Genomic DNA, 7416 nt, shown 5'->3' with positions numbered 1-7416 from the left:
TGTATTAAAATGTTTGTTTATTGGGTTACTTATTATAGATACATTTAAAAATTTATTGTATCGCCGTGCTGTGCGGATGCTTGAACAACGAATTAATGGCGGCATGTCTTTACATAAAGATTGGGATGGTTTCTATATTTGCCGTGAAGGTTATTTGTGGACGCCGCGCGGTAAACGCTACGAACCTAGCTACTTAAACAAAATAGATTTTTTGCAAAGCTCAGTTCGTTATCATGAAAGTCACGTAAAAACGTTACAACAAAAAATAGATCATTTGCATGAGCTGGTTGCGGCCAGTGATACCCTAAAAGCCATTGGTAATGATTTAATTAAAATGTCTGATGAGTTCGCACTTAAAGATATTGTGTTGAAGTATGGAGATAAGAAAAGAGCTTAAAGCTGTTAAATGATTTCTCAATCTTACTAATATAAAAGTTATAGCAAGTGCCCTATTAGTAATTGCTATAACTATAGATTGACGCTGTTTCTGCGCCTATTGTTTGGAGTAATTCTACAGCCTCAACGCCTCGTTAAGAGAGAATAAAATTGTTGGTTTAGATATGCGACGAAGAGATAAAAGCCAACAGTTTTTTGTCCTTTTAAATGACTTGTTAGCCTTCACTTTCCAATTTAATAATTGTCTGCAATTCCAGTCCCCATACAATCAAAACATTCTTCAACTTCAACTACTCCATCGCCAAAACAGGTATGGCACTGAGCAAAGGGCTTATCTTCTGTTGGATCATAACCCGAACCTTGGCAATTTTCGCAATCAACACTAAAGCCTCCCCCTATACCATTACAAGTTAAGCATGGTTCATTAGGAGCCTCAGCGTCTTCATCTAAATAATCATCTAAATAATCATCTAATTCATCAACCGAAGTGTATAATCCTTCATGAATACCATTTTCAATATTTAATAAAGAGTTTCTTAATAAGTCATATTTTTCATCTGTTTCAAATTGACTCGATGTTAAATGTGAAAAAAGATTATAAGGCTTATCTTTTTTGGGGGACTCATTTAAATAATATCCCTCAAAATCGGGGGCATGTACGACAGTCCTTACTCTACCCCCAGTCAAGTCAGCTGACTCCCTAATACGTTCATTGATAGTCCACATTGCATTTTTCCTACCGCTATCTAAATATTTTTCATCTAAATCATGAACAGCGATTGCATGAGCATTAAATTGATTGAATATTTTTATAAACGTTGGAATGTTGGCTTTCCCTCTACAGTTGATAACGCAGTGACTGTGATTAAGTCCATGCCTTTTAATTTGGTCTTGATAAGAGATAAATTCTGTATCTCCTTCAACTAAAATAGCTGTTTCATAGAAAAAGAATTCATTAACTGTAGGACAACACCTAGTAAGCATTTTCATGTTTTCTTTTTCATCTTCTGAAAACATACCCCTATCAGTTTGATAATAAAGGACGTCCTTAGCTTGACTGGAAACTTTAATTAACGTCGTATGATCTTTAGACAAGTCAATAAAAATCGGGGAATGGGTTGTACACAGAATTTGCCAACCAGCTAACTCGGCTAATGAGTAAATAGCCTCGCATGCAGACTTTATAATTGAAGGATGCATGTTAATTTCAGGTTCATCTATCAAAAGGATTTTAGAGTCTTTATCCAGAATTTTGGTACGCCCACGCTTTAATAAACCATGTGAGCTAAGAGTCTTGATCGCTGCCCACAAAAATGAACGCTGTACACCAGAACCTTGATTAGACAATGGAGCAAAAGCACCATTATTCTCAAAAATAAATTTACTTCCCTCTTTTATCGCTTTTTCAGGATCAAATTTACCAACACCAGTTTCAAAATGTACATTTACGCCCTTAAATAAGTGTTCTATTTCTGCTTGAATACCTTGATTAATAGCATTTATATCACCCGAAAGTTCTTTTTCAGCTTCTTTAGCTAAGTTATCAATTTCAGCCATTATCTTAGATATCTTAGATTTATCTTTTTTAATACTATTGGCTGCATTTTTAGATATTAGCTCTTTAACGATTTGTTCTAAGCCATCAGTTGAGTCTGTAGGGTTAATTCTAATAGGCGTTGGCAATCTACTACTTAATATTGAATCAAAGCCTCCTGCACCACCAAGCTTCCATTGATTAGTTTGATTACTAAAACTATATTTACTGCCTTTTTCATCTGCTTTAGTCCAAACAATTTTAAATTTTGCACAGTCCCCGAATTCAAAATCGTCTTGTAGAAGCCACTCCTGCCCAATACTATTGACATCCTCTGCACTTAATTCAGTAAAAACACCTGTTATAGAAATAGGTTTTGAATCATCACGACTATGAAAGTCGTCAATTGAAAGTGCAGAACCTATAGAATGATATGCTTCATAAGCATCAAGTATCGTTGATTTACAACAGTTATTAGGGCCAATTAAAATAACAACATTATCTATTAGAATTGTTATTTCTGATTTTATTCCTTTAAAGTTTTCAATTAGAAGTGCAGATAATTTCATTTTAATCCTTTAAATTACGATATGATTTGATGTGAAGGCTAACGCCGCAATTTGCGACGAGCGTAGCGAGTCCGACAAAATTGCTTTGTTAGGCGACTTTTAAACAATGTTATTGATTCTATAGCCACAAGATTTTAACTCTTTTGATACATCTTGTTTCCAAGCGCCTAAGTCATCTAGAGGTACATATACAACCCCGCTTATGTCATTAGGAGTTTCTATGTCACCTTTCACAAGCGAACACACATTTTCTCTACCAAGTTTTGCCATTAAATAGCCATGTTCGAAAACTACATTTTGACGGGCGCGGTTTTTTGGATTTTGATTTGATTCATGAGCGCCCCTTCCATGGTCACAAGCTGTGTAGAGAATTAACGCAAAATCGGCATCATTGGAGTAATGCTCTATTTTTTCAATAATTGTCATGCCGGAACTGGCTTGCTCATGAAGAATAATTGCTTCTAAACCTAGTTTTTCAATAAAACGGCTTACTTCTTGTTTGGCTGCGTTGTCTCTGCCATGCACAATAAAAACTTTACGTTTATTGCGGGTGACAACCTTAGGGGCTTGAGCTTGAACTGGAGTATTTGAAGAAGTTTGTTGAGTGCCACCAGTAGCAGTTGGAGTTGGCATTCCAAACTCTAAATAGTCTAATGCTGCCGTGAACTCTTCTGAGATGTATGTTCGACGCTCAGCATAGGTTGAATATTTTTGCTTGATAAAGCCCCAGAATGAATCCAGATTTCTGTGTTGTCTTAACCAAACGGGCAAGAGATTTAGTAATTCCTCATTACTTAGGAGTTCTTGTCTTAACTCCATATACTCGCGGTCTTCAGCAGCTAAGCCTGTTGCTCTTGCTGTAAGAAGATTGGCAAGATAACTAACTTTATCGAAGTCAGTGTTTAAAAATTCTATGCTCAATTTTTTTCCTTTCTCTGATTTATTTGCCTAACAGTTTAATCAGAGGACACTTTTCTTATTTTTGCGTGAAAATGTCCTTATTTTATTTATCTTTATTAATAGCAGGTTCAGCAAGTTATTACAAATTATAAATGTTACTCTTGGTATAGGCTGTTTTAGGGTGTGAAAAAAGAGGAAAGTGTCCTCATAGTATGATTATGAGGTTTTGCTGAGGTATTACAGGTAACGTTGTTTTATAGCGTGGGCGCTACGTGTTAAATGCCGACTTTAACACGTAGCGCGGTGATGATTTTTTGCATTTCTTTGATGCATTCTTTTAAATCTTCGTTTTGGTTTTGTAAAAAACCTATGTGGGTTCTATTGGTAACAACGACTGTTGTTATCACCACTATTTGCATAATGACAAAAATAAAGTCTTTTAAGTTTAGGCTTAAGCTATCCATTTTTAGCCCTCTTAACTAACGTGATAAACTGCGGTACGACATTTTTTAAACTGGCAATGCCCCACACGCCCCCGTTTATGGCGACCCATGTTTGAATTAACCAGGGCGGGACACCTACTTCAAATAATACGCTAACCTGTTGTATATATTAAGTTATTAAAATTAAGTAAGTAAAAAGTGGTTGAGTTTTTCAGTTCAAAGCAATACTAATGCACAAAGTTATTGTTTATTTATTAGGATGCGTGTCAGCAGGCTATTCGCCTACAGCTTAGGTGAGCAAGAATCACAAAACACCCAAATAATGCCAAAATCACCAAAAATCTCGTAGCCGCCATCAATTTTTGTTACATACTCGAACTCACCCAGACTTGTTATTTCAGAGTCTGGATCGTAGATAATATGTATATCTAAGTCTGAAAAATCTATTTTAATTGGAGTATTATCAATGTTTGAAAACCTAACATTCGATACTTCTCCATCTTCTGTTTTTACAACAAACAATAAATATTGCCGATCTTGTGGCGCTCTAATTTTAAGTACATCACCGCCAGTTACACTCTGCATACTATAAGTACTCATAACGCTCCTATTAACGGGTAAAATATAGTTGGCTATAATATTTGAGGAACGAAAATAGCCAACTGTATTTTGTCCTGTTGAATGGCTTGTTATGTGCCGATGCGCTACAATGTACGGATTAACGTACATGAACACTTTGGAGTTACCCATGGATGCAATTAGTTATACAGCCGCTAGAGCAAATTTAGCAAATACAATGGCGCATGTCTGTAATGATCACGCACCAATTATTATTACCCGTAAAAGTGAAGATCCTGTTGTTATGATGTCATTAGAAGATTATAACGCAATGCAAGAAACTACATATTTACTCAGATCTCCTGCAAATGCGAGAAACCTTTTAGATTCCATTGCCGAACTTGAAGCAGGTAATGGAACTGAAAGAGATCTTATTGAATGAAGTTAACATTCTCTACAAAAGCTTGGGAGCAATATCTTTATTGGCAAACTACCGATAAAAAAATACTTAAGCGTATAAATTTACTTATTAAAGATATTCAAAGAACTCCTCAAGAAGGTACCGGTAAGCCAGAGCCTTTAAAGCATGGTTTATCTGGTTATTGGTCTCGACGAATAAACGATGAACATAGAATCGTTTATAAACATCAAGGAGGCGCTGTTCTAATTGCGCAACTCCGATACCATTACGGCACATAACACTTTAGTATTTAAAATTAGCATGACACCCACTTCAAATAATCCGCTAACCTGTTGTATAAATTAAGTTATTAAACTTAAATAAGTAAAAAGTGATAGAGTTTTTTTCAGTTCAAAGCAATACTAATGCACAATGTTATTGTTTATTTATTAGGATGGCTGTCAGCAGACTATTTGATTTACCAGCGATACTATTCGATTTTTTACTTTGACTATCCACGATTGCGAAAAATTGGTCAAACCGTTGGCTAAAGGTACAGTTAGTATCAAGTTAGCGGTTAACTTTATTATGTTAAATTGGCCGCTAATAACTTTAACCAACCTACTGCGCTTCATTATTTAACGTTGAACTGTATTTTTTTGGGTTATTACTTGTGGATAATGGAAATGTGTCTCTATAAAAAATACCGTTTGACGGTTATTACGTCAAACGGTATTTAATCGAGGTTTCTTATTACAATGTTTAATAAGTTAGCTCTATTTATTAATACTTTAAATCAAATAAAAATTTTAAAACATTTTGTCTGCCATAAACTCTTCAATAAGCTCAGACACTTTATCTGGATGTTCGTCAATAACCCAGTGTGCGGCTTTATCTATCCAAATCAATGACGAATTTGGAATTGCTTCTTCTAACATCGGTGCGTACTTTGGTTTTTGAAACTTGTCTTCTTTACCCCAGAGTATGAGTGTTTCGTGTGGTAAGCTTTTAAGATCGCCTGTAATAGCTTCGGTATATTCTTTATTGAGCCTACGCATATTACTAAATAAAGCGGCTTTTCCTTTTTCATTACTCCATGGTGTTAAGTATATTTTCATCAACTCTTCAGTCATTACGCTCGAGTCGTAAACACCTTTGGGCATAAAATCTGTTAATGTATCGACAAATTCGGCTACCGTTGTTTTTTCTTCTACACCTCGTTCTAGCAAAGGTTCAAATTCTGGTATTGGCCAAGAATCAAAACATACACTATCAATTAAAACCAACCCGTTTACTTTTTCCGGGTGATTCACAGCCATTAATTGAGCAACACCACCACCAATATCATGTGCAGCAATATTAACTTTAGAAATACCGAGTTCTTCCATAAACTTACACATTATTCTACATTGCGCATTTATAGATACATCGGTGTTAATTGGCATATCAGATTCACCAAAGTTTAGTAAATCAGGCGCTATTACGCGATGTTTTGATGCAAGTTTTGGCATCACATTTCGCCATAAAAATTTATTGGTTGGTATTCCGTGTATCAATAATAAAGGTGTTCCTTGTCCCATTTCTTTATAAGCAATTTGATGACCTTCTACTGTAACGTACTGTGTCTTGTTCATAATTTTGCCTCTTTAACTTTAAAAATTATAACATTTAGTAAACTATAAAATTGGAATATAGCCTTATAAAGCAAATTCCGTCCCAATATGAGTATTTATGAGTTTTTAAAAAATCTTAATGTTTTAAAAGTTAAACCCTTGTGATACGTAGCCTCTAGGCTAAGTTGGTTTACTTACCCCATAAAATTATAGGGTTTAATAATTGTGATTATTAAATTGCTTTAGGAAGTGTGAAACGATGACTCTTATATATGCAACAATTACAAAAGCGTAGCTGACAATATTTCAATGGGATTATTTTTACTGAAGAATAAAATAGTTAACCGCCTTGCTGCTGCCCCTTAATTATTCCAAAATGACCTATAACCTGACCCGTAGTCGCGAGTTTACCTCGCGTGTAGTAAAAGCAAAATAAAAAACGCGGTATAAAGCAGCGCCTACAAATATAACCTGACCCGTAGGCACGAGTTTACCTCTCGTAATAAAGTAAAATCCCAAATTAATTTAGATGGGTGTCGTCCTAAAATAGTTAACTGCTCTGTTAATGCCACTTAATTATTCTAAAAACGATCTGATATTTTCAATTAATACAGTTTGCTTAACCGGCTTTAATAAAAGACCGTTAAACCCAAGTTTCACATATTTGTTATCATTATTCTCGTTTTCACTAAATGTATGAGCAATAATTTTTGTTGCTGATGCATCAGCATGCTTTCTTATTTTTAGCATTGCGTCAGTGCCTGTAAATTGCGGCATTACTATATCCATTAGAATAATGTCATAAATATTTTGAGAAACCATGAGTAGCGCCTCTATTGCACTTGATGCGAAATCAATTAAAATATTTTCTTCTTTGAGCATTTTCCTAATTACAATTTCTATTAGTAAATCATCATCTACTAAAAGTAGTCGTTTAGTGTTATCTATAGGTGTTACTTTAAAATCGATAACTTCTGCCATATTTCCAATAGTATTATTCATT

At 34.9% G+C, this 7416-nt stretch carries 9 protein-coding genes; 3 read left to right on the top strand and 6 right to left on the bottom strand.

What is annotated here, in order from left to right; genetic code table 11:
• On the top strand, positions 1-397 hold a 397-nt coding region (locus PX700_RS19135), incomplete at its 5' end, for a hypothetical protein (protein ID WP_479521601.1).
• 233 nt (positions 398-630) lie between these two features.
• On the opposite strand, the gene PX700_RS19130 is transcribed toward PX700_RS19135, so the two are convergent.
• The 4 genes from PX700_RS19130 to PX700_RS19115 all read right to left on the bottom strand — a co-directional run bounded on the left by PX700_RS19130 (position 631) and on the right by PX700_RS19115 (position 4442).
• Positions 631-2499: an AAA family ATPase gene (locus PX700_RS19130; protein ID WP_479521600.1), complete on the bottom strand. Its 1869-nt coding sequence runs from the start codon at positions 2497-2499 to the stop codon at positions 631-633.
• Between the two features lie 99 nt (positions 2500-2598).
• Entirely contained in the window at positions 2599-3420 is an 822-nt protein-coding gene (locus PX700_RS19125) for a TIR domain-containing protein (protein WP_479521599.1), read from the bottom strand.
• Positions 3421-3674: 254 nt separating this feature from the next.
• Positions 3675-3863 (bottom strand): hypothetical protein, encoded by a 189-nt coding sequence (locus PX700_RS19120; RefSeq protein ID WP_479521598.1) that lies wholly within the window; start codon positions 3861-3863, stop codon positions 3675-3677.
• Positions 3864-4124: 261 nt separating this feature from the next.
• Entirely contained in the window at positions 4125-4442 is a 318-nt protein-coding gene (locus PX700_RS19115; RefSeq protein WP_479521597.1) for a hypothetical protein, read from the bottom strand.
• Positions 4443-4569: 127 nt separating this feature from the next.
• Between PX700_RS19115 and PX700_RS19110 the strand changes: the two genes are divergently transcribed.
• Positions 4570-4842: a type II toxin-antitoxin system prevent-host-death family antitoxin gene (locus tag PX700_RS19110; RefSeq protein WP_479520353.1), complete on the top strand. Its 273-nt coding sequence runs from the start codon at positions 4570-4572 to the stop codon at positions 4840-4842.
• Positions 4839-5099, top strand: a complete 261-nt coding sequence (locus PX700_RS19105; RefSeq protein WP_479521596.1) for a Txe/YoeB family addiction module toxin — start codon at positions 4839-4841, stop codon at positions 5097-5099. Before PX700_RS19110 ends, PX700_RS19105 begins: the two co-directional genes overlap by 4 nt.
• Positions 5100-5609: 510 nt before the next feature.
• On the opposite strand, the gene PX700_RS19100 is transcribed toward PX700_RS19105, so the two are convergent.
• Together PX700_RS19100 and PX700_RS19095 are read right to left on the bottom strand one after the other, a co-directional pair.
• Entirely contained in the window at positions 5610-6434 is an 825-nt protein-coding gene (locus PX700_RS19100) for an alpha/beta fold hydrolase (protein WP_479521595.1), read from the bottom strand.
• Positions 6435-6989: 555 nt separating this feature from the next.
• Positions 6990-7415: a response regulator gene (locus PX700_RS19095; protein ID WP_479521594.1), complete on the bottom strand. Its 426-nt coding sequence runs from the start codon at positions 7413-7415 to the stop codon at positions 6990-6992.
• Position 7416: the final 1 nt, after the last annotated feature.

It is taken from the genome of Pseudoalteromonas sp. TP27, from assembly GCF_056470645.1.
The sequence above is the reverse complement of the archived record's forward strand: the minus strand, read 5'-3'. Positions and strand labels throughout refer to the sequence as shown.